This window comes from Litchfieldia alkalitelluris (genome assembly GCF_002019645.1).
GTDB lineage: Bacteria > Bacillota > Bacilli > Bacillales > Bacillaceae_L > Litchfieldia > Litchfieldia alkalitelluris.
This window is the reverse complement of record NZ_KV917374.1, coordinates 5,321,419-5,340,717: the sequence shown is the minus strand read 5'-3', so window position 1 is coordinate 5,340,717 and position 19,299 is coordinate 5,321,419. Positions and strand designations below refer to the sequence as shown.

Sequence of the window (19,299 nt, the reverse complement as noted above, 5' to 3'; positions counted from 1 at the left end):
AATGAAATCGACTAGATAGGTGGGGGGAAATTGCTTATTATAGACTATATTATTAATCTCTCAATTTTTTCTCTAATGGTAAGTACACCGCTAGTTATCGGTTCCTTGCTAAAGTTTAAACCACTTAAGCATACATGGTTTTGGGTAAGTGTTTATGGTGGAATTGTTTCGGTTATTCTCGTTATGCTATCATTTCAGCAACAGGGATACTCATATGATTTACGATATGCACCTATTATTCTCGTTTTTGCATATCTGGGACCCCTAGCAGGAGTGATTACTGCTATCTTTTCATTAATCATGAGATTGTTTGTTAGCGGTAACTGGACTGTAGCAATTATCGGTTGGACAACGATCATGGTTGTTTTTTCAGTCGTACATATATACATAACCCGTTTTTCAGCGGTCAAAAAACTTATTATTTTAGTAAGCTCTTATATTTTAATTTATGTGATCACAGTACCAATTATTTTTAATATTTTTAGAGATAGTCTAGCATTTCACTCTCAATATCTTCTATTTATAGTATTAGGTGTGATTATTGGTACCTTACTAATTGAATCTTACTTAAAATTATATCGAATTATTTCTGAAAATAAACGAATGGCACGAATACTAGCAGAGAGTGAATCTAAATACCGACTTATAGCTGAAAATACATCAGATCTTATCTTGGTAATGAATAAAAAACACGAAGGTAGCTACTTTTCCCCATCTCATGAACACATTCTTGGATATGCAACATCTGAATTAGAGAAGATGGAGTTATGTAAGATTACTCATCCGGATGATTTAGAACTGTTTAAGGAAAATATTATAAAAATGTTTGAAAATGAAAAATTACATTCAATGGAATTCCGCTTAAGGCATAAAGACGGAAATTGGATTGAGTTTGAGTCCCGGTGTATGCCTGTAAAAGGAGAGGGAGATGTTATTGAGCATATCGTCCTCATTAGTCGTGATATCTCTGAACGGAAAAAAGCAGAGACGATTCTTTTGCAATCTGAGAAGTTATCAATTGTGGGTGAATTAGCTGCAGGCGTTGCTCATGAGATAAGGAATCCTTTAACAACAATAAAAGGGTTTATCCAGTTATATAAAAATGATCATCATTCGCTTAATAATGAGCTACTTTTAAGTGAACTCGCAAGGATAGAAAACATAACGAGTGAGTTGCTTACTTTAGGAAAGCCACAAGCAGTTCAGTTGGATAAAACGAATGTAATTGAGTTAATTGAATATACGTTGGAATTGCTCTCTCCTCAAGCCCTTTTGAAAAATATTCAATTCAATTTATGGATTGAAGATGACGACATCTGTATTACCTGTGAAAAAAATCAACTAAAACAGGTATTGTTAAATATTCTTAAAAATGCGATGGAGGCCATGAATGGGGGAGGAGACATAGATATCACACTCCGTAAAGATAAAAAAAATCAATGTGTCATCTTATTTCAAGACCAGGGTTGTGGTATTCCTGAGGAACTTCTTCCACGGCTAGGAGAACCTTTTTATACAATGAAAGAAAAGGGAACCGGTCTTGGCCTAATGATCTGTAATAAAATAATCAAACAGCATCATGGGACAATTAGTTTTAAAAGTAAAGTAAACGAAGGGACTTTGATTGAGATCAGATTACCTTTAGCGGGATAAAAGAAAAAAGCTTGATATAGTTGAAAGTTCCCCCTAATGCTGGACTTAAAAAAGATGTGGGGACTATTAATTGCGAAAGGGTGTCCTATTGATTAAGGACACCCTTTCGTTATATGTTTAATATTTCTTTTCTAATTCAATTCCTTGATAATAGTGTTTTAAAATCTCTTCATACGTATATCCTTTTACTGCCATGCCCATGGCACCAGTTTGTGAAAGGCCGACACCATGGCCCCAGCCACCGCCATATGCCTTGAACCCAACCACTTCTTTTGTTTTATTGTCGACTTCAGGCTCAATATAGAACAAGGTGCTTAGTAAGACACTTTGTCCGCCCATACGTAGCAACAATTCCTTTTGTATCTTGTACTGCTTGGGTTGACTGCGATTCACTCACTTTCCGCGGGGAGGCTCACGCTGACCGCACATCCCGCAGGAGTCGAGTGACTCTCCGCCTATTCCCCCTTAAAATGGCTGTTTAACAGCTTATATATTGCAATCCTAGGAACGGCACTAATGGTAATATTTGATACTATGTCTGGGTATGTATTAGCTAAATAGAATTTTCCTGGGAAAATGATTATCTTTTGGATGATTATCTTTACGATGATGATCCCAGAACAAGTAACTCTAATACCAACATTTATTATGGTTCAAAAATTACAACTATTTGATACACATTGGGCATTAATATTACCAAGTATCTCTTTGGCGTTCGAAGTCTTCCTCATGAGACAATTCTTACTTACAGTTCCAGATGAACGGATTGAAGCTGCTAAAATTAATGGCGCCTCTGAGTGGGGAATCTTTTGGAAAATTATTGTTCCGTTAGCAAAGCCTGCAATGGGGGTTCTTGGCATTTTAAATTTGTGTTAATGTGGAACTCCTTCTTATGGCCAGTTTTCGTATTAAATGATAAAGACTTATTTAGACTTCCGGTAGGTCTAAAAACATTACAAAATGCGAACCTTGCAGACTTTAAACTATTGATGGCTGGTGCAAGCGTGGCGTCTATTCCGATGATTATCTTCTTCTTATTGTTCCAACGATACTTCGTAAAAGGCTTAGCGATGGGTGGGGTAAAAGAATAATGAAACAACTTACATTAAGACAAAAAATAGGACAGTTAATGGTTTGTGGATTTAAAGCAAACAATCCAGCAGATGTATCAGATGAAATAGTGGAACTCATTCGAGATTATCATGTTGGTGGAATTATCTTATTTGGTCGTAATATTGGAACACCTGAAGACATTTTAAAACTAAATACTCGCTTGCAATTAGAAGCTAAACTTGCTGGTCATGATCAACCACTATTGATTTGTATCGATCAAGAAAACGGGGTTGTTAGAAGACTTGGTGAAGGTACAACGGTTTTTCCTGGAGCGATGCTTTTAGGAGCAACAGGGAATCCAGAATTTGCGTATGATATGGGCTTGGCCACGGGAAAAGAACTGAAGGCACTAGGGATAAATTGGAATTTAGCACCGGTGGTGGATGTGAATAATAATCCTAACAACCCAGTTATAGGAGTCCGCTCGTTTGGTGAACATCCGTTTCAAGTTGCTGAATTTGGAAAGGCTGCGATGAAGGGAATGCAAGCTGCAGGAATCATTACATCGCTCAAACACTTTCCAGGACACGGTGACACAAATCTTGACTCTCATTTGGAGCTACCGACAATTAATCATTCGATGGAACGATTAGAAGAGGTAGAACTTTTACCATTTAAAGATTGTATTAAAGAAGGTGCAGATACGGTCATGTCTGCTCACGTCTATTTTCCTGCGATTGAAAAGAAGCAAGGTGTACCTGCAACCATGTCAAGATCAGTCATTACTGGGTTATTAAGAGAAAAGTTAGGGTTTCAAGGAGTAGTTACTACTGACTGTATGGAGATGAAGGCTATTGCTGACACGATAGGTACAGCACAGGGAGCAGTAGAAGCGATTAAAGCAGGTATTGATCTTGTCATGATTTCTCATCTCCCTTCTCTTCAAAAAGATGCAATTGAAGCGATTGCGACTGCGGTTGAAAACAATGAATTATCAGTCGAACAAATAGATGCGGCATTGGACCGTGTTCGACAATTGAAAAGTCGCTATTTATCTTGGAATGAGATTGTTGAAAGTGTAGATCATGTAACAGTTCCAGACGTTGTTGGGTGTGAAGAACACCGGGTAAAGGCTGAAGACGCCTTTAGACATGGTATTACATTGGTGAATAATAATAATGTTCTTCCATTATCGACTCATGTTAATCATAAAGTACTCGTTATCTATACGAATAACTCCTATTTAACGGAAGTGGAAGACAAACGATATTCCAGCAATGCTTTAGGGGCAGTTATTCAAGAAGTTCATCCCACTGCCGATATTGAATTGGTCCCAAATCAGTTTTCAGAAGAGATGAACAAATCTATGATTGAAAAAGCGAAGCAATATGAGACAATTATTATTGGAACCCTAACTGCTTCAAATTCAAAGGATCACATTCGTTTTATTAAAGAATTAGTCAGCTTAGGGAAAAATATTGTCGTAATTGCGATGAGAAGTCCATATGATTTATCCTATCTACCAAAACAAATTGATGTATATATCGCTACATATGAGTTTACAACTCCTGCATTACGGATGGCAGCAAAAGCGATTTATGGGTTAGAAGAGATAAAAGGCCAATTACCAATTACAATCAATTAGGATTTTAATTTTAAGGGTGTGGATGAAAATGTCTACAACTACTACTGGGGATTAGTCATCATTTCTGAATGTTTGAAGAACTTCACTTTGTCGTCGATGAAGCTGCGCTTAAATTAGTTTGCAAGAGCGAAGGCTTGTATGAAAATAAGGTGAACTAAATATAAGTAGGGGCCTTGTGTATCTTAAGTTGCACAAGGCCCCTTGATTCTATAATGATCACTTAGTTGAACGTTTCATGGTTGCGATGAATTTATAACGATCAGCAAGGTAGGCGGATTTAACCATCTCAAAGGGTTTCCCGTCTTCTAGGTAGCTTTTTCGGAGGATTTTAAGAATAGGTGTGCCTTTCTTAATGCCCAAAGCCTCAGCTTCCTTATCTCCCGCAGGAGCAGCTTCAATCTCTTGAGTTGAGTAATCAATTCTAAGATTTAATTCTTCTTCGATATAGTTGTATAAGGATTGGTGCATAGCCTCTTTAGTGAGGTCTTTTATGAGATTGGCAGATATAAAGGACGTTTCGAGCGCAATAGGCTCGTTATCTGCTAAACGGATTCGTTCAATTTGATAAACTGGATCACGAACAGTCATATCGAGTTGTTTTGCGATCAGTTCATTTGCAAAGAGTAGTTCAAAGCTAAATATTCGGTTGCCAGGGGTCAAGCCTCTAGCCTTCATATCCTCTGTAAAACTAGTTAAACCATGTAGGACTTGTTCGAATTTTTTCTGGGCTACAAAAGTGCCTTTCCCTTTTTCTCTATATAAAAATCCATCATTTACTAGGTTATTAATGGCTTGCCTTACGGTCATCCGACTCACTTTGAATTTTTCTGCATACTCCCTTTCCGAAGGTAAACAATCACCAGATTTAAGCTTGCCAGATTCGATGAGGGCTTTTATCTGCTCTTCAATTTGATAATAAATAGGAATCGGGGAGGATTTGTCAATCATGTATAAGCTCCTTTTTTATTGCAAATGTTAACTAGTTTTTGAATGCTAGTTGTCCTCGACAAAACGTCATCACTACTTCGAAGTCTTCGTTTAGTAAGACAAGGTCCGCATCTTTCCCAACGGCAATACTGCCCTTACGCTCAAAAATCCCCAACTGTTTTGCAGGGTTCGCCGACGAGAATTGGATAAGTTCTTCAATCGTACATTGGGTGTAACTTTGAAAGTTCTTTAAAGCATCATTCATTTTTAAAATACTTCCTGCAAGTGTCCCGTCTTGTAGGATAGCCCGATCGTGAGAGACTACAACACTTTGTCCTCCCAAATCATAGGTTCCTGGTTTTAATCCTTTTGCACGAATACTGTCCGTTATCAAAATGATTTTATCTTTTGGTTTTTGTTTATATGTAAGAAGAATCATTTCTGGACGTATATGGATTCCATCACTGATAATCTCAACACAAAGCTCATCTTTTAATAATGCTGCACCGGCGACCCCAGGTTCTCGATGATGTAATCCCCTCATTCCATTATAAAGATGGGTTATGTGAGAGGCACCAGCACTGATTGCTTTATTCACAATTTCATAGGTTGCATCAGAGTGACCAATGGAAGCAACTATACCGTTTTCTTTTAATAGCTGAACAAAATTAAGCCCATTGCTCTGTTCTGGAGCCGTAGTGACAAGCTTGATGGTTCCCATAGCTAACTTTTGCCATTTCTTAAATATGGTTACATCAGGATCTGTGATATGTTCTAAAGGTTGTGCACCAGCCCTTTTGGGTGAGATAAATGGACCTTCGAGATGGACACCGAGCACTTCTGCTTGACCGCTTTTCTGCTCACCGGTTATGAATTGTCCTGCATTCGCCAATGCACTTTCGATGGCTGGTTGAGATTGTGTTATCGTAGTAGCTAAGAAACTAGTGGTTCCTTCTTTTGGCAAGGATTTTGCCATTGTTTCGAGTGCTTGCGTGTTAGCATCCATTGTATCTGCACCAGCAGCCCCGTGGATATGCAGATCAATCATCCCAGGGATGAGAAATTGATTTTCAGATCCTATGAATACTTCTGCGTTTAATTCATCATCGTTAGTAAGCTCAGAGATTGATCCTACTTTTGAAATCTTCCCATCTGCCACTTTAATAAAGCCCTCTTTATATGTTTGATTTTCAGCAAATACGGTAATGTTTTTTAAGATAAAAGGTTCGTGCCCGGCCATGAATTCATTCCTCCAATAACCCTTTTTTTTGAGTATAGCAAATTATGGTATAGTGGTCTATACCACTTTACTTTGGTTATGGTAACTTACACTATTATGTTAACCAATAGGGCAGCAAGAAAAAAGATAGGGGAAGGTTCATCAAAATGCTATTTAAAGGAAGCATGAGAACCGTCCCCCTGCTTCCTCACATAAAGTCATAGAAGTAGCGGATGACGTGAAAAAAGATTGGTGCCGTGTAGGTTAGGCTATCTACACGACTAAGGTAGCTTTCTTTGAGTGTTGTCGCTTTTTCATCATCCCCGATTAGTAAATCACGTTTTAAGACAGATATCGTAAGTGCTCCAAAGAATCCGCCAAAGGCTATTAGTAAGCCTGAAATTACTCCAAAAGTGACATCAAATGGTGTTAAGTAGGGATATATAAAGTACGCAACTGTGGTTGTAACAATGGTTGCACCCACGAATCCCTCCCACGAGATATTGGGATTCGCGGTTGGAACTACTTTTCTCTTTCCAAAATAAAGAGAAATTAAAAAGTGAATAACATCATTTAGCTGTGTGAGTAAAACTAAGAACAATACGAGATTTGCACCATATTCTGGTGAGGCGAATTGGAAGAATGCTAGATGGCTTAAACCAAAGACCATGAGCATTAATCCCCATTGAGTGGAGCTTACGGATCTTAAAAATCCAACTGTCCCTTTTCTCCCAAGAATACGTGGTAATGGTAAGAATAAAAAAACATAAATCGGAATAAAGACAATAAACATTCCATACCATTCGATGTAAATCCAGTAAAATTGGACAGGGATTGATAGGTACGCCCACAAAAATGCCCTTCGATCAACTTTTCTCGTTTTCATCATAGAAAAATACTCTTTAAGAGCAAAAAAACAAAGCACCATTAAAGATATTAATGAAACGAGAGGATTAAAAAGCGTCGCAAAAACAAAAATCACAAACATTCCCCACCATGTCTTTACACGTAATGATAGTGAAGAAAAGTCTTTATTAGGCTGGCTTTTTTTTATGATACTAAATAAAATACTGACAACAAGTAAACCGAGAAAAATTACAAGCTGTGTCCAAAGTGCACTATTCAATCTTTTACCACCTTTTTAATCTATATTTTTAGAGAAGTAGTCATGTATAATAAATATAGGATAAAAATGTCATTTTTAAAAGAGGGAATACAGATGGTGTTGAACCAAAGTGTATATATCATGCTTACTGATACAGGAACCTTGTTTACAAAATCGATTAAGAAATATACAAAGGCTCCTTATAATCATGCCTCCATATCCTTCGACCCAGACTTACAAGAGTTATACAGTTTTGGCCGGAAAAATCCCAGCAATCCCATCAACGGTGGCTTTGTGAAGGAGGATATTTTTGAGGGGACATATAGTAAATACCCAGAAACAACATGTGTCATTTATAAATTAGAAGTAACCGATAGAGATGTAGAAAAAATGAAACGTGTATTAAATGTTTTCAAGAAGAATCAACGTAAATTTTTATATAACCTATTAGGTGTAGTAGGCGTTTCATTAAATGAACCCGTTGAATTTAGCAATTCGTATTTCTGCTCACAATTCGTTGCCGAAATATTGCATCGGTCAGGAATTCGACTATGGGACAAACTTCCGGCGCTTGTGACTCCTGATGATTTCCGTAGCAATCAAAGATTTCATCAAATATACGAAGGTAAATTATTTGAGTACGAACCGGTGAAGAAGAGGTTTTTAAAAGAATAACTAAAGCGTTAGGAATGGTTTATTGCTTCGAGACCGGAGTGAGAAAGCCATTCTTTTAATTTTTTATAAGATAGGAAAGTACAAAATTTGTTATACATCTTTGTCATCGTAGGCGGAGAAATTCCCGTTAATGTATCTAGTGGGGGCTTAAAAGCAGATATAAGGGGAGAAATTCCTGTTAACTTCACTAACATATGACTAATACTAAAGATTAGGTTCATATAGGTGGAAAAACTCCCGTTATTTTTGAGGAAATGTTAATATTTCCCGAATTAAGTGGAATTTTTCCGTTTAAATTCTACCAAAGTGAAATCAACATAATAGGACACAGCCAATTAAAAAAATAGCAAAGTTACCTCCTAGAGAAATAGCTGGTTTACATACCTTTGGTTGTAGGATCCTATCACTCCAACTATGTTTTCGTATAAGAACTTTGGAGGGAATGTACCGTTTGTATTATAAAGATGTACATGGCATAGATTACAAATGGTCTGATAACAAAAAAGGAACGAGTTTTGCCAGGTTTATCTTAAACAAGGGAAAAACCGAGTTTACTGCATATCTTAAGTCCTTCGCTGGTCGAAGGGGCCGAGCGCTTTTCTAAGGAAATTGTACATCATTGTATTAGCAGAAAAAGATGGTAGAATATATAAATACTTAGGGATTTTCATTGGGGTAAAGCCCTAATAGGGGAAGAATAACCGATTCCTTTGCTTTAAAAAGTTAAAGATTTAAACCTAGTTTTAGTGTCTAGCTCCATGCGCCATTTCGGGGTCATAAGCAAACACTTCGGAAGTGTCTCGTCTTATGCCTGTTGCTGAAAAGCGGGCGTCACAGAGCTTTTCTCATAATCGGAGGATAGTAGTTATGCGTATCTTTAAAATTTTAAATAACAATGCTGTGGTGGCAATTGATGGATACCAAGAGAAAATTGTCATGGGTCCTGGAATCGCCTTTCAAAAGAAAAGAAATGATATCATACCTAAAGATAAAATTGAAAAAATCTTTATTTTACATGATCAATCTTCAGAAAAATTCCAGCAGCTACTAATGGCGTTGCCTGAACAACATATAGAGCTAGCTGAAAGAATTATTAGTTATGCGGAAGGTTATTTACAAGCTCCTTTACATGACCATATTCATATAGCTTTAACAGATCATTTGTCCTTTGCTTTACAAAGAATCGAGCAGGGGTTAACTATTCACAATAAATTAGTAAATGAAATTAAATTGCTCTATCAAAAAGAGTTTGAAATTGGCATTTGGGCAAAGGAAGAAATCAAGAAAGAGTTAAATATTGATATTCCAATCGATGAAGTTGCTCATATCGCTCTTCATATTCATACGGCAAAGCTTGATTCGCCAGCAATGAGTGAATCCTTAAAGCAAGCAACAATTCTTCATGATTTTGTGAGGAAAATTGAAGCTTATTTGGATATTGAAATTGAGGAGTCTAGTATTAATTACCAAAGGATTATTACACATTTACGGTTTGCGTTAAAACGAATGGAGGAAGAAGGACATTCAGATCCGATTGATGATAGTATGGTGGAAGTGATCAAAACAAAGTATCCAAAAGCATTCGAATGTTCTGAGTTAGCAACAAATTCCTTGGAGAAAGAATATAGTGTGAAGCTTCCTGATTCAGAGGTTGCTTACATTGCTTTGCATATCCAGAGATTGATAAATAATGAATAATTAGGTAAAAGTATTCTTGTTGACGCAAACGTTTTCTTGCAGTATCATGGGGATAAGTTGAATTTCATATTGTAGGATTGTGACTGATCATGCAGGCAAGACCTAAAATTTATAAGGCGACATAGGTATCGTTTCTTCGGACTACTTATGTTTACTTCCTTATATCTTTTAGGTCTTTTTTGTGTTTAAAAACATGTTTAGGAGGAAATGAAAATGAATCATCGTGAAGTAGCAGAACAACTTGTCCCTCTTTTAGGTGGAAAAAATAATGTCATTAGTGCGACGCATTGCGCGACCCGCCTTCGTTTAGTCATTGATGACGAAACTCAAATTGATAAAGAAGCTATTGAGGAATTGGATGGGGTAAAGGGCGCATTCTCAAGCTCAGGGCAGTTTCAAATAATCTTTGGTACAGGATCTGTAAATAAAGTGTTTGAAACTTTCGGTCCGCTTGTAGGTGCAAATTCAGAAGATAACGAACCAAAAAGCATGTCACATAGTGACGCTGCAAAGAATAAGATGAATCCATTTGCTCGATTTGCTCGAACACTCTCAAATATCTTTGTTCCGATTATCCCGGCTATTGTTGCTGCTGGTATGTTAATGGGATTACTTGGAATGATGAAAACGTACAATTGGGTAGATCCTCAAAGTGCCTTATATGTAATGCTAGATATGTTCTCATCTGCAGCATTTATCATTTTACCAATTTTATTAGGATTTAGTGCAGCCAAAGAATTTGGCGCGAATGGATATTTAGGTGCTGTTATTGGTGGAATAATGACCCATCCGGCTTTGCTGAATCCATGGGGTCTTTCGAACGCAGCGCCTGAGACTCTAGACTTTTTTGGTGTTGGAGTTGAGATGCTCGGATATCAAGGAACAGTTATCCCTGTCTTATTAACAGTTTATATTATGTCAAAGCTTGAAAAAGGCTTACGTAAGATTATTCCGAATGTCGTTGACTTACTTTTAACACCTTTCTTAACGGTAATTCTTACAGGATTTATTGCTTTATTAGTTGTTGGTCCATTAGGGCGTGTACTTGGAAATGGTATTACTTGGACATTAGACGTGATCTATGGAACTGCAGGTCCAATCGCAGGTTTAATTTTTGGTGGACTCTACTCAACAATCGTGTTAACAGGTGTTCATCATAGTTTCCATGCAATTGAAGCAGAGTTGTTGGCGAAAATTGGTGGAAACTACTTGCTACCGATTTGGGCTATGGCAAACGTTGCACAAGGTGGAGCGACTCTTGCTGTCTTTTTCCGAACAAAAAACAAGAAAACAAAAGAAATTGCCATTCCAGCAGCAGTTTCTGCCTTCCTTGGAATTACTGAACCAGCTATATTTGGTGTCAACTTAAAGTACCGTCGTCCATTTATTGCTGCAGCAATTGGAGGAGGATTAGGAGGAGCTTATGTTGTGTTCACTCAAGTAATGGCTAATGGAATTGGCTTAACAGGGATTCCGATGTTTGCGATCGCACAGGATCCAATAAATTATGGTATTGGGTTTTTGATAGCGGTAGTAGGTGCTTTTGTTGCCACTCTTTTACTAGGATGGAAGGAAGAAGCAAAATAATTGTTTAGTAAGGGGGTGTCTCATGGAGTGTTATTTATTCATGGGGCCCCCTTTTATTATAAATACGACTCTAATTGACCTCTTTTAAAGTGAAATACGGTGTTTTTTCAGATTCTGTTTTTAGTTTAGGAGGAAAGAATGCAATTCTTTAATATCAATAAATGATTTCTAAAAAAGGGTGAAGAATAATGGTTAGTGATACAACATTAAGACAAGATGTAATGGCTGAAGTAGCCAAGTATAAAGAAACTGTTAACCAGGATCCCTACCGACTTAATTACCATATCATGCCACCGGTAGGTCTTTTAAATGATCCAAATGGGTTTATTCAATGGAAAGATTCTTATCATTTATTTTATCAATGGATGCCATTTAAGACAGATCATGGCGCGAAGTTCTGGGGGCATTATACCTCAAAGGATTTAGTTCATTGGAAACATGAAGAAGTTGCCTTAACCCCGTCTGAGTGGTTTGAAAAAAATGGCTGTTATTCAGGGAGCGCAATTGAACATGACGGGAAAATGTACGTCTTTTATACAGGAAATGTGAAAGATGACACTGGGAAAAGAGATTCTTACCAATGTTTAGCTGTCTCACATGATGGCATTCACTTTGATAAAAAGGGGCCTGTCATTGAAGTGCCTGAAGGTTATACACCACATTTTAGAGACCCTAAGGTGTGGGAACAGGATGGACAGTTTTTTATGGTGATCGGAGCACAGACAAATGATCTTAAAGGAGCGGTAGCGCTATTTACCTCGAAAAATTTAACAGATTGGGACCATGTAGGAATCTTAACCGGTGGTGGAAACGGACAATTAGGTGAGTTTGGGTATATGTTTGAGTGTCCTGACATGTTTGAATTAGGCGGAAAAAGTATTCTCATTTTCTCGCCACAAGGGTTGACACCAGAGGGGATGAAATATCATAATGTCTACCAAGCAGGGTATGTTTGCGGTCAGTTTGATCCCATGACAGGTGATTATCAACATGGTGAATTTGAGGAGCTAGATCGAGGTTTTGACTTTTATGCCCCACAGACCACGTTGGATCAGGAAGGAAGAAGAATATTGATGGCATGGATGAGTGTGCCTGAACAAAATGAACAACAGCATCCTACCATTCAGTATAAGTGGTTACACAATATGACCATCCCACGTGAATTAAAACTAGTTGACGGGAAAGTACAGCAATTTCCTGTAAAAGAGATAGAAACACTACGAGAAGGAGAAGCTATTCAACATACATTAATGATTCAAAATGAGGAAATCCAATTAGAAAATATGAAGGGTAATTCCATAGAGTTAATATTGGAAGACATTATGATTAAAAAAGGGTTCTTTTATATGGCAATCGGAGACGCTGCGAAATTAGTGTTTTCAGCAGATGAAGGTGTTTTTACCCTTGAAAGAAAGAGCTATGTGGATGGGGAAATTGAAAGAAGGCAGTGCAAACTCCGTGAATTAAAAGCGATCAGAATTTTTATTGATACATCCTCAGTTGAAGTCTTTTTGAATAAAGGTGAAGAATGTTTTTCATCAAGGTTTTATCCAACACATAATGAAATTACAGTCGGAGGTTCCGATGTTAAGCTAGAACTCTATAAATGGCGATTAAAAAAGATTTGTTAGATTATAAAGAAGAGGTGTTTCTCGTACAATGAATCATACAGTTGTTTGTATTGGTGAACTATTAATCGATTTTTTCTGTGTAGACGTTGATGTTAGTCTAGTGGATGGACAGAACTTTCAAAAACAAGCTGGGGGAGCGCCTGCAAATGTTTGTGCAGCAATCTCCAAATTTGGTGGGCATGCCGTTTTTTGTGGCAAGGTTGGGAATGATCCGTTTGGACATTTTTTAAAGAAAACGCTAGAAGATGAAAATGTAGATACCTCCATGCTGATGTTCGATCCTTCTCACCCAACAACATTAGCATTTGTCTCATTAAAAGCTAATGGAGAAAGGGATTTTGTCTTTAATCGAGGAGCAGATGGATTTATAACTGAAGCAGAAATCAACCAAGATAAGTTAAATGAAGGTAAGATTCTTCATTTTGGGTCTGCAACGGCCTTGCTTGAAGATCCGTTTCAGTCCACCTATATTAAAATGATGAACAAAGCCCAACAGCAAGGTCAGTTTATTTCGTTTGATCCTAATTATCGTTTGAACCTTTGGGAAGGAAATGTGGAAGCGTTTATTCAGCTTTCAAGGGAATGCATCGGACTTTCTGACTTTGTAAAGGTTAGCGATGAAGAACTCGAAATCATCTCAGGAGTAAAAGATCGAAAACAAGCCACTACATTCTTTCACCAACTTGGAGCGAAGGTTGTAGCTGTTACATTAGGCAAAGATGGAACGCTTATTTCAAATGGTCAGTATGAAGAAATTATTCCTAGTATTAAGGTAAATTCAATAGATTCAACTGGTGCTGGTGATGCATTTGTTGGTGCAACATTATATCAGTTAGCAAAGCTAAACGATCCAATACACGCGTTACAGGATCCAAAACAGTTAAAAGAAATGATTGAATTCAGTAATCGAGTGGGTGCTAATGTGTGTACAAAGGTTGGAGCAATCAAGGCATTACCTAAGCTTGAGGACGTATTATAAAAACTACAATACATCAATACATTAAATACCGCCGCTTACAGAAAGCGAATGGGAGATTTAAAATCCAAAAAACTCGGTTACCATTAGGGTACCGATTTTTTTATTTGCAGTTTTTATAACCTTTTAGATTGGTATGTTCCAGTTCTTCCGTAAAGCTGTAATAAAAAAGTGAAAAGACGATAATTAAGGTGTTATGATGAAATGTGAAGGATTTCCAGTATAAAGGAGATTATAGTATGTACAAAATCATGCTTATTGAGGATGATTTACAGTTAAGTGAGCTCATTCAAGAGAATTTAGATCGTTATGGTTATAAAGTTATGCAGCCAACTGATTTTACTAATATTATAGATGAGTTTGTGAATCACAGCCTGATCTTGTTTTACTTGATATAAATTTGCCATATTATGATGGCTATTTCTTATGTCGAAGTTTTCGGAAAGTATCTACTGTCCCCATCATTTACTAGTTTATTTATCGAGCTTGCTAAAAAGAAAAAGCGGTTTTATTATCGCACATTAATCGTTCTAACAAACCTAGATTATAAGTTTAAACAATTAACATCATTATTAATGCTTATTACCGTCATGATTATGATCACTATATTTTATAGTAGCTTGATGTTATATATGTATAATGATGCTGAACATCAGGCCGTTTCAAATCATCCTTATGATATCGCCTTTGTCCAAACAAATTCAAAAAATCTCATTTCGAAGGATGAGCTATACTCAGTTGTTAATCATAAAACCAATCCTTTAAAAGAACATCGAGAAATTCCTTTATTTTATTATGCTCAAAAACATACCTATGGAGATTGGCAAACGATTTATACCTTTATGTCTCTTGAGGAATTTAATGAGTTAACATCAAGTCACATGCAATTAAAGGATCAAGAATTTCTTTATTATTTAAATACCCAGCCTGAATATGCGCATAATGATTATGTTGAAGAACTCACATTTCCGATTGGTGGTGAAATGGTAACTTATACAATGAAGGAATCATTTGCTCAAAAAGAGATTAACAACCTTAGTAATCTGCATGAATTTATCGTATTAAGTAATACTCAATACGATCGAATCAAGGGAAATCTAGAAGGTGTAGAAGCAAGGGTTCAATTATTAAATGTGACAAATTGGAAGGAAACATCCTGCTTAAAATCTACAATCAATCTACCACAGCTATTCCTGGAGTATTCATTAAAAATTCCTCAGAGGAGCATTTCTTACAGGTTGCTTCAAAGGTAAAAGAATATCATTTCCATAGGAATTCTAGTGGGTTGTTATTCTTTGTTATTACTTTTTTAAGTATTGTCTTTTTCTTTGGAACGTTTATCTTGTTATATTTGAATTTGTTTTCTGATATTGACAAAGAAAGGGCAAAGGATAAAAAGCTTTATAAAATTGGAATTACGGGTGAGGAAATTAAAAAGATGATCGCGAGTGAGCTAAAGGTTCTATTTTTTGTCCCGACGATTATTGGAACGATCTTAGCGTACCTATATATAACCGATGTTGGAGGAATAATGGTAAATCCCGACTTACTCATAAACTTTGCAGTCATTTCTGGAATTTACTTCTTCATTCAAATAGGTTATTACATTTATGCTAAAAGAAAGATGTGGCATCTGATACTATTGGAGAATTCACAAAGATGAGCTTCTCCTCTTCCTTTGTATAGGTTAAGTATGTTGTAATAGGAATAATAATTGTGAACAAGAAGAAATTAAGAAGGCTAATGTACATAATCAAGAGCTCTTTACTGGGTTGTGATTTAATTTTATAAATCAATAAGTTGCTCTTTCAGATAATATAAAGGGGAGATCTTATGCTAAAAGAAACAGGATGGAACTTAGATTATAGTTATACCCGTCTACCAGAAACGTTTTATACGAGAACAAATCCGACTCCTGTACAATCACCGAAGTTAATCAAGCTCAATGAATCGTTAGCTACATCTTTAGGATTAAATCCAGAGTCACTGAAGAGCGAAGATATGGTATCAGTATTTGCAGGAAACGATATTCCAAAAGGTGCCTCGCCTCTCGCTCAAGCATACGCAGGGCATCAATTCGGTCATCCTAATATGCTTGGTGATGGTCGAGCTGTTTTGTTAGGTGAGCAACTCGCACCTAATGATGAACGTTTTGATATTCAGCTTAAAGGGTCTGGAAGAACTCCATATTCACGTGGTGGCGACGGTCGAGCTGCTCTAGGACCGATGCTTAGAGAATATATAATCAGTGAAGCAATGCATGCACTTCGCATACCAACTACCCGTAGCTTAGCTGTTGTATCGACAGGTGAGTTAATCCAACGTGAAACAGCATTACCGGGTGCAATTCTCACAAGGGTTGCCGCCAGTCATTTGCGGGTTGGTACATTTGAATATGCTGCAAGATATACCGAAAAAGAGGAACTTAAAGCTTTAGCCGACTATACAATAAAGCGCCATTATCCACATATAGAAGGTGTTGAAAAACCGTATCTATTATTGCTTAAGGAAGTGGCCATGCGACAAGCTAAGTTAATTTCACAATGGCAGTTAGTTGGCTTTATCCATGGGGTGATGAACACTGACAATATGACAATCAGCGGTGAAACAATCGATTATGGTCCTTGTGCATTTATGAATGAGTATGACCCGTCAACTGTATTTAGTTCAATTGATCGACAGGGCCGTTATGCATATGGTAATCAGCCGAACATTGGTGGATGGAATTTGGCACGATTTGCGGAAACTTTATTACCTTTAATACATGATAATCAGGACGAAGCTGTCAAGATGGCTCAGGATGAGATCACAAATTATATCAATCAATATCAACGCAATTGGATTGAAGGAATGAGAGCAAAGCTTGGAATCTTCAACGCGGAGGAAGAGGATAAATCCCTCGTTGAAGACTTGCTTAATATGATGCAGAAGCACCGAGGAGACTTTACGAATACCTTCAGGTCGTTGACTTATGAAGAATATGGTGAGCACGCTCTATTTAACAGTACGGAATTTAGTGAGTGGTCAGACAAGTGGAAAGCAAGACGTAAAAGACAGAATCAATCAAATGATGATTCACAACAGTTGATGAAAGACAGTAATCCAGCAGTGATTCCTCGAAATCATCGGGTGGAGGAAGCCTTAGAAGCTGCAGGTAAAGGGGACTATACTGTATTAGAGCGCTTGGTTCAAGTTCTTTCAAATCCCTTCGACCATGATAATATTCAAGAAGAATATTGTAAATTGCCTGAATCAACGAACATACCATATCAAACGTTTTGTGGGACTTAATATTGAAGCTGAAGCTACCTTTTTGGGGTAGCTTTTGTGGTTTCTTTTGTAGAACAGCGTAATGAGAGGGGCCTCTTATTCAATTATCAGACAAGCTGAAAGTTAGTTGCTGGAGTTTATCCTTTAAACCAAGTTTCCCAACAATTACATATTTTTTGACTTTCTTTATGAGTTTTAGTTTAGTAATATAAGATAAGGTATTTATTTTTATTAATTAGTTAATTTATATATTAATTATCCTTATTTGAAAATAAATGATTAAAAGAGAGGGTCTTCCTGAGGTCTCTCTTTCTTTTATTACAAAACTATAGTCTGAAAGGGATTTTTTATGTCTAATTCTCCTAATCTAAGAAAGATGTCTATTATTGCGGTTACATGGCCGATTTTTATTGAATCACTTTTGCATTTTTCCTTAAGAACTGCTGATGTCTTTATGTTAAGTAAAGTGTCTGATGAGGCCGTCGCATCAGTGGGAGTGGCCAATCAGTTGATTATGTTTATGTTTTTTCTCTTTCAATTTGTTGCCACAGGGACCTCAGTTGTAATAGCCCAATATCTAGGTGCCAAAAAGTTTGATGAGATTAAAAAATACACAGGAAATGGTATTTTAATAAATTTTATTTTTGGACTTTTCGTAGCAACCACCCTGATGATTTTTAGCAGGCAGTTATTAGGATTATTTCAATTAGAGCCACAACTATTAGAACAGGCAAGGATATTTCTATTGATTGTCGGAGGAGCACTTGTTTTTCAAGCGATGAGCATAACAATGTCAGTAATCATACAAACACATGGATTTACAAAGGAAACGATGTTTGTAAGTGGTGGGATGAATATTATAAACATTATTGGAAATTATCTTTTTATTTATGGTGCATTGGGTTTCCCTCAATTAGGGGTTACAGGTGTAGCTATATCTACTGCTTTTAGTCAGTTTTTAGCCCTCATTGCTTTTGCCTGGGTTCTTTATTACCGTGTAAATCTAAAATTGACCTGGAATGATTTTGTTGATATTCAGAAAGAACGTCTAAAAAAGGTACTTGGTATAGGTATACCATCTTCAATGACAATTATCTCTTATTCTAGTAGTCAAATTGTTACAACAGCGTTTATAACCTTACTGGGGACGCAGATGCTTACAACCAGAATCTATACTTTAAATATTCTCTTTTTTGTAATGGTGTTAGGAGTATCACTTGGAAGAGGATCGCAAATCATTGTTGGCCATTTGATTGGAGCAGGTAAAATGGAGGAGGCTTATAGACAAGGGGTGCGTAACGTTCGCTGGAGCATAGTTATGGCAATCGTTATGACGGCAATTATTGTTTTAGTAAGAGAACCTCTCCTTGGTTTATTTACAAATGACCCAGAGATTATTCAAATGGGTGCTATTTTATTAATAATGGGGTTTTTATTAGAGCCGGGCAGATGTTTAAATCTTGTTTATGGTGCTACCCTCCAAGCAGCTGGTGATGCCCGGTTTATGATGATTGTGTCCGTTGCGGTTATCTGGGGTCTTAGTGTTCCTCTTTACTACCTCTTAGGAATTCATTTTGGTTGGGGCTTAATTGGAATATGGCTAGCTTTTATAGCAGATGAGTGGGTTCGTGGAGTGATATTATGGTCTAGATGGAAAAGTAGGAAGTGGGAAAAGAAGGCTCTTGTTAAGCATATAAAATCTGAAACTACTGAATCAGCATAAGGTTAAGAAACACACATGCAATTAGGGACGAAGTTTCTCTTAAGGAGAAAACTCCGTCCGTTTTTTATTAGATAAGCAAAATATAATTAATTCACGTAGGTATAGGAACTCATAGGCGGAAAAATTCCGGCTATTGT

At 36.9% G+C, this 19,299-nt stretch carries 18 protein-coding genes; 14 read left to right on the top strand and 4 right to left on the bottom strand.

Annotated features, from left to right (window positions below):
• Positions 1 to 30: 30 nt before the first annotated feature.
• Complete coding sequence (locus BK579_RS24815) at positions 31 to 1,653, top strand: ATP-binding protein (protein ID WP_078550161.1); 1,623 nt, start codon at positions 31 to 33, stop codon at positions 1,651 to 1,653.
• A gap of 117 nt (positions 1,654 to 1,770) precedes the next feature.
• Here BK579_RS24815 and BK579_RS26980 read toward each other — a convergent pair whose 3' ends face one another.
• Positions 1,771 to 1,992: a hypothetical protein gene (locus BK579_RS26980; RefSeq protein ID WP_078550159.1), complete on the bottom strand. Its 222-nt coding sequence runs from the start codon at positions 1,990 to 1,992 to the stop codon at positions 1,771 to 1,773.
• 237 nt (positions 1,993 to 2,229) lie between these two features.
• Here BK579_RS26980 and BK579_RS26625 point away from each other — a divergent pair, with 237 nt between their 5' ends.
• Genes BK579_RS26625 through nagZ form a run of 3 tightly spaced genes read left to right on the top strand, consistent with a single transcriptional unit; the run spans position 2,230 to position 4,351 of the window.
• Positions 2,230 to 2,529, top strand: coding sequence for a carbohydrate ABC transporter permease (locus BK579_RS26625; protein WP_235848535.1), 300 nt, complete (start codon positions 2,230 to 2,232; stop codon positions 2,527 to 2,529).
• Positions 2,529 to 2,744, top strand: coding sequence for an ABC transporter permease family protein (locus BK579_RS26620; protein WP_235848534.1), 216 nt, complete (start codon positions 2,529 to 2,531; stop codon positions 2,742 to 2,744). Before BK579_RS26625 ends, BK579_RS26620 begins: the two co-directional genes overlap by 1 nt.
• Positions 2,744 to 4,351: a beta-N-acetylhexosaminidase gene (gene nagZ, locus BK579_RS24800; RefSeq protein ID WP_078550157.1), complete on the top strand. Its 1,608-nt coding sequence runs from the start codon at positions 2,744 to 2,746 to the stop codon at positions 4,349 to 4,351. Before BK579_RS26620 ends, nagZ begins: the two co-directional genes overlap by 1 nt.
• 216 nt (positions 4,352 to 4,567) lie before the next feature.
• Here nagZ and BK579_RS24795 read toward each other — a convergent pair whose 3' ends face one another.
• The 3 genes from BK579_RS24795 to BK579_RS24785 form a co-directional block, all read right to left on the bottom strand.
• Complete coding sequence (locus BK579_RS24795; protein WP_078550155.1) at positions 4,568 to 5,299, bottom strand: GntR family transcriptional regulator; 732 nt, start codon at positions 5,297 to 5,299, stop codon at positions 4,568 to 4,570.
• Between the two features lie 31 nt (positions 5,300 to 5,330).
• The gene (nagA, locus tag BK579_RS24790) at positions 5,331 to 6,518 is read right to left on the bottom strand and encodes an N-acetylglucosamine-6-phosphate deacetylase (protein WP_078550153.1); all 1,188 of its coding nucleotides are present in this window, start codon (positions 6,516 to 6,518) and stop codon (positions 5,331 to 5,333) included.
• Positions 6,519 to 6,705: 187 nt separating this feature from the next.
• Complete coding sequence (locus BK579_RS24785; protein WP_078550151.1) at positions 6,706 to 7,623, bottom strand: phosphatidate cytidylyltransferase; 918 nt, start codon at positions 7,621 to 7,623, stop codon at positions 6,706 to 6,708.
• Between the two features lie 93 nt (positions 7,624 to 7,716).
• Between BK579_RS24785 and BK579_RS24780 the strand changes: the two genes are divergently transcribed.
• From BK579_RS24780 to BK579_RS24735, 10 genes are all read left to right on the top strand, one after another.
• A complete protein-coding gene (locus BK579_RS24780) occupies positions 7,717 to 8,277 on the top strand; it encodes a hypothetical protein (protein WP_078550149.1) in 561 nt (186 codons plus the stop codon).
• Between the two features lie 867 nt (positions 8,278 to 9,144).
• Positions 9,145 to 9,975, top strand: a complete 831-nt coding sequence (locus BK579_RS24775) for a PRD domain-containing protein (RefSeq protein WP_078550148.1) — start codon at positions 9,145 to 9,147, stop codon at positions 9,973 to 9,975.
• Between the two features lie 213 nt (positions 9,976 to 10,188).
• Positions 10,189 to 11,562: a sucrose-specific PTS transporter subunit IIBC gene (locus tag BK579_RS24770; RefSeq protein WP_078550146.1), complete on the top strand. Its 1,374-nt coding sequence runs from the start codon at positions 10,189 to 10,191 to the stop codon at positions 11,560 to 11,562.
• A gap of 188 nt (positions 11,563 to 11,750) precedes the next feature.
• Positions 11,751 to 13,193 carry a sucrose-6-phosphate hydrolase gene (locus BK579_RS24765; RefSeq protein WP_078550144.1) on the top strand — a complete coding sequence of 481 codons (1,443 nt, stop codon included), beginning with the start codon at positions 11,751 to 11,753 and terminating at the stop codon, positions 13,191 to 13,193.
• 28 nt (positions 13,194 to 13,221) lie between these two features.
• Positions 13,222 to 14,172: a carbohydrate kinase family protein gene (locus tag BK579_RS24760; protein WP_078550142.1), complete on the top strand. Its 951-nt coding sequence runs from the start codon at positions 13,222 to 13,224 to the stop codon at positions 14,170 to 14,172.
• Between the two features lie 236 nt (positions 14,173 to 14,408).
• A complete protein-coding gene (locus tag BK579_RS24755; RefSeq protein WP_204524761.1) occupies positions 14,409 to 14,567 on the top strand; it encodes a response regulator in 159 nt (52 codons plus the stop codon).
• 15 nt (positions 14,568 to 14,582) lie between these two features.
• Positions 14,583 to 15,422, top strand: coding sequence for a hypothetical protein (locus BK579_RS24750; RefSeq protein WP_204524760.1), 840 nt, complete (start codon positions 14,583 to 14,585; stop codon positions 15,420 to 15,422).
• Between the two features lie 32 nt (positions 15,423 to 15,454).
• On the top strand, positions 15,455 to 15,832 hold the full coding sequence (locus BK579_RS24745; protein ID WP_078550139.1) for a hypothetical protein: 378 nt from the start codon (positions 15,455 to 15,457) through the stop codon (positions 15,830 to 15,832).
• A gap of 170 nt (positions 15,833 to 16,002) precedes the next feature.
• Positions 16,003 to 17,460 (top strand): protein adenylyltransferase SelO, encoded by a 1,458-nt coding sequence (locus BK579_RS24740; protein ID WP_078550137.1) that lies wholly within the window; start codon positions 16,003 to 16,005, stop codon positions 17,458 to 17,460.
• Between the two features lie 355 nt (positions 17,461 to 17,815).
• Positions 17,816 to 19,162: an MATE family efflux transporter gene (locus BK579_RS24735; protein ID WP_235848533.1), complete on the top strand. Its 1,347-nt coding sequence runs from the start codon at positions 17,816 to 17,818 to the stop codon at positions 19,160 to 19,162.
• Positions 19,163 to 19,299 lie beyond the last annotated feature (137 nt).

Bases quoted from the DNA above. Each gene is read 5' to 3' on its own strand.
- BK579_RS26980 (WP_078550159.1), bottom strand. From the start codon at position 1,992: ATGGGCGGACAAAGTGTCTTACTAAGCACCTTGTTCTATATTGAGCCT.
- BK579_RS26625 (WP_235848535.1), top strand. From the start codon at position 2,230: ATGATTATCTTTTGGATGATTATCTTTACGATGATGATCCCAGAACAA.
- BK579_RS26620 (WP_235848534.1), top strand. From the start codon at position 2,529: ATGTGGAACTCCTTCTTATGGCCAGTTTTCGTATTAAATGATAAAGAC.
- nagZ (WP_078550157.1), top strand. From the start codon at position 2,744: ATGAAACAACTTACATTAAGACAAAAAATAGGACAGTTAATGGTTTGT.
- BK579_RS24795 (WP_078550155.1), bottom strand. From the start codon at position 5,299: ATGATTGACAAATCCTCCCCGATTCCTATTTATTATCAAATTGAAGAG.
- nagA (WP_078550153.1), bottom strand. From the start codon at position 6,518: ATGGCCGGGCACGAACCTTTTATCTTAAAAAACATTACCGTATTTGCT.
- BK579_RS24780 (WP_078550149.1), top strand. From the start codon at position 7,717: ATGGTGTTGAACCAAAGTGTATATATCATGCTTACTGATACAGGAACC.
- BK579_RS24775 (WP_078550148.1), top strand. From the start codon at position 9,145: ATGCGTATCTTTAAAATTTTAAATAACAATGCTGTGGTGGCAATTGAT.
- BK579_RS24770 (WP_078550146.1), top strand. From the start codon at position 10,189: ATGAATCATCGTGAAGTAGCAGAACAACTTGTCCCTCTTTTAGGTGGA.
- BK579_RS24765 (WP_078550144.1), top strand. From the start codon at position 11,751: ATGGTTAGTGATACAACATTAAGACAAGATGTAATGGCTGAAGTAGCC.
- BK579_RS24760 (WP_078550142.1), top strand. From the start codon at position 13,222: ATGAATCATACAGTTGTTTGTATTGGTGAACTATTAATCGATTTTTTC.
- BK579_RS24755 (WP_204524761.1), top strand. From the start codon at position 14,409: ATGTACAAAATCATGCTTATTGAGGATGATTTACAGTTAAGTGAGCTC.
- BK579_RS24750 (WP_204524760.1), top strand. From the start codon at position 14,583: ATGGCTATTTCTTATGTCGAAGTTTTCGGAAAGTATCTACTGTCCCCA.
- BK579_RS24740 (WP_078550137.1), top strand. From the start codon at position 16,003: ATGCTAAAAGAAACAGGATGGAACTTAGATTATAGTTATACCCGTCTA.
- BK579_RS24735 (WP_235848533.1), top strand. From the start codon at position 17,816: ATGTCTATTATTGCGGTTACATGGCCGATTTTTATTGAATCACTTTTG.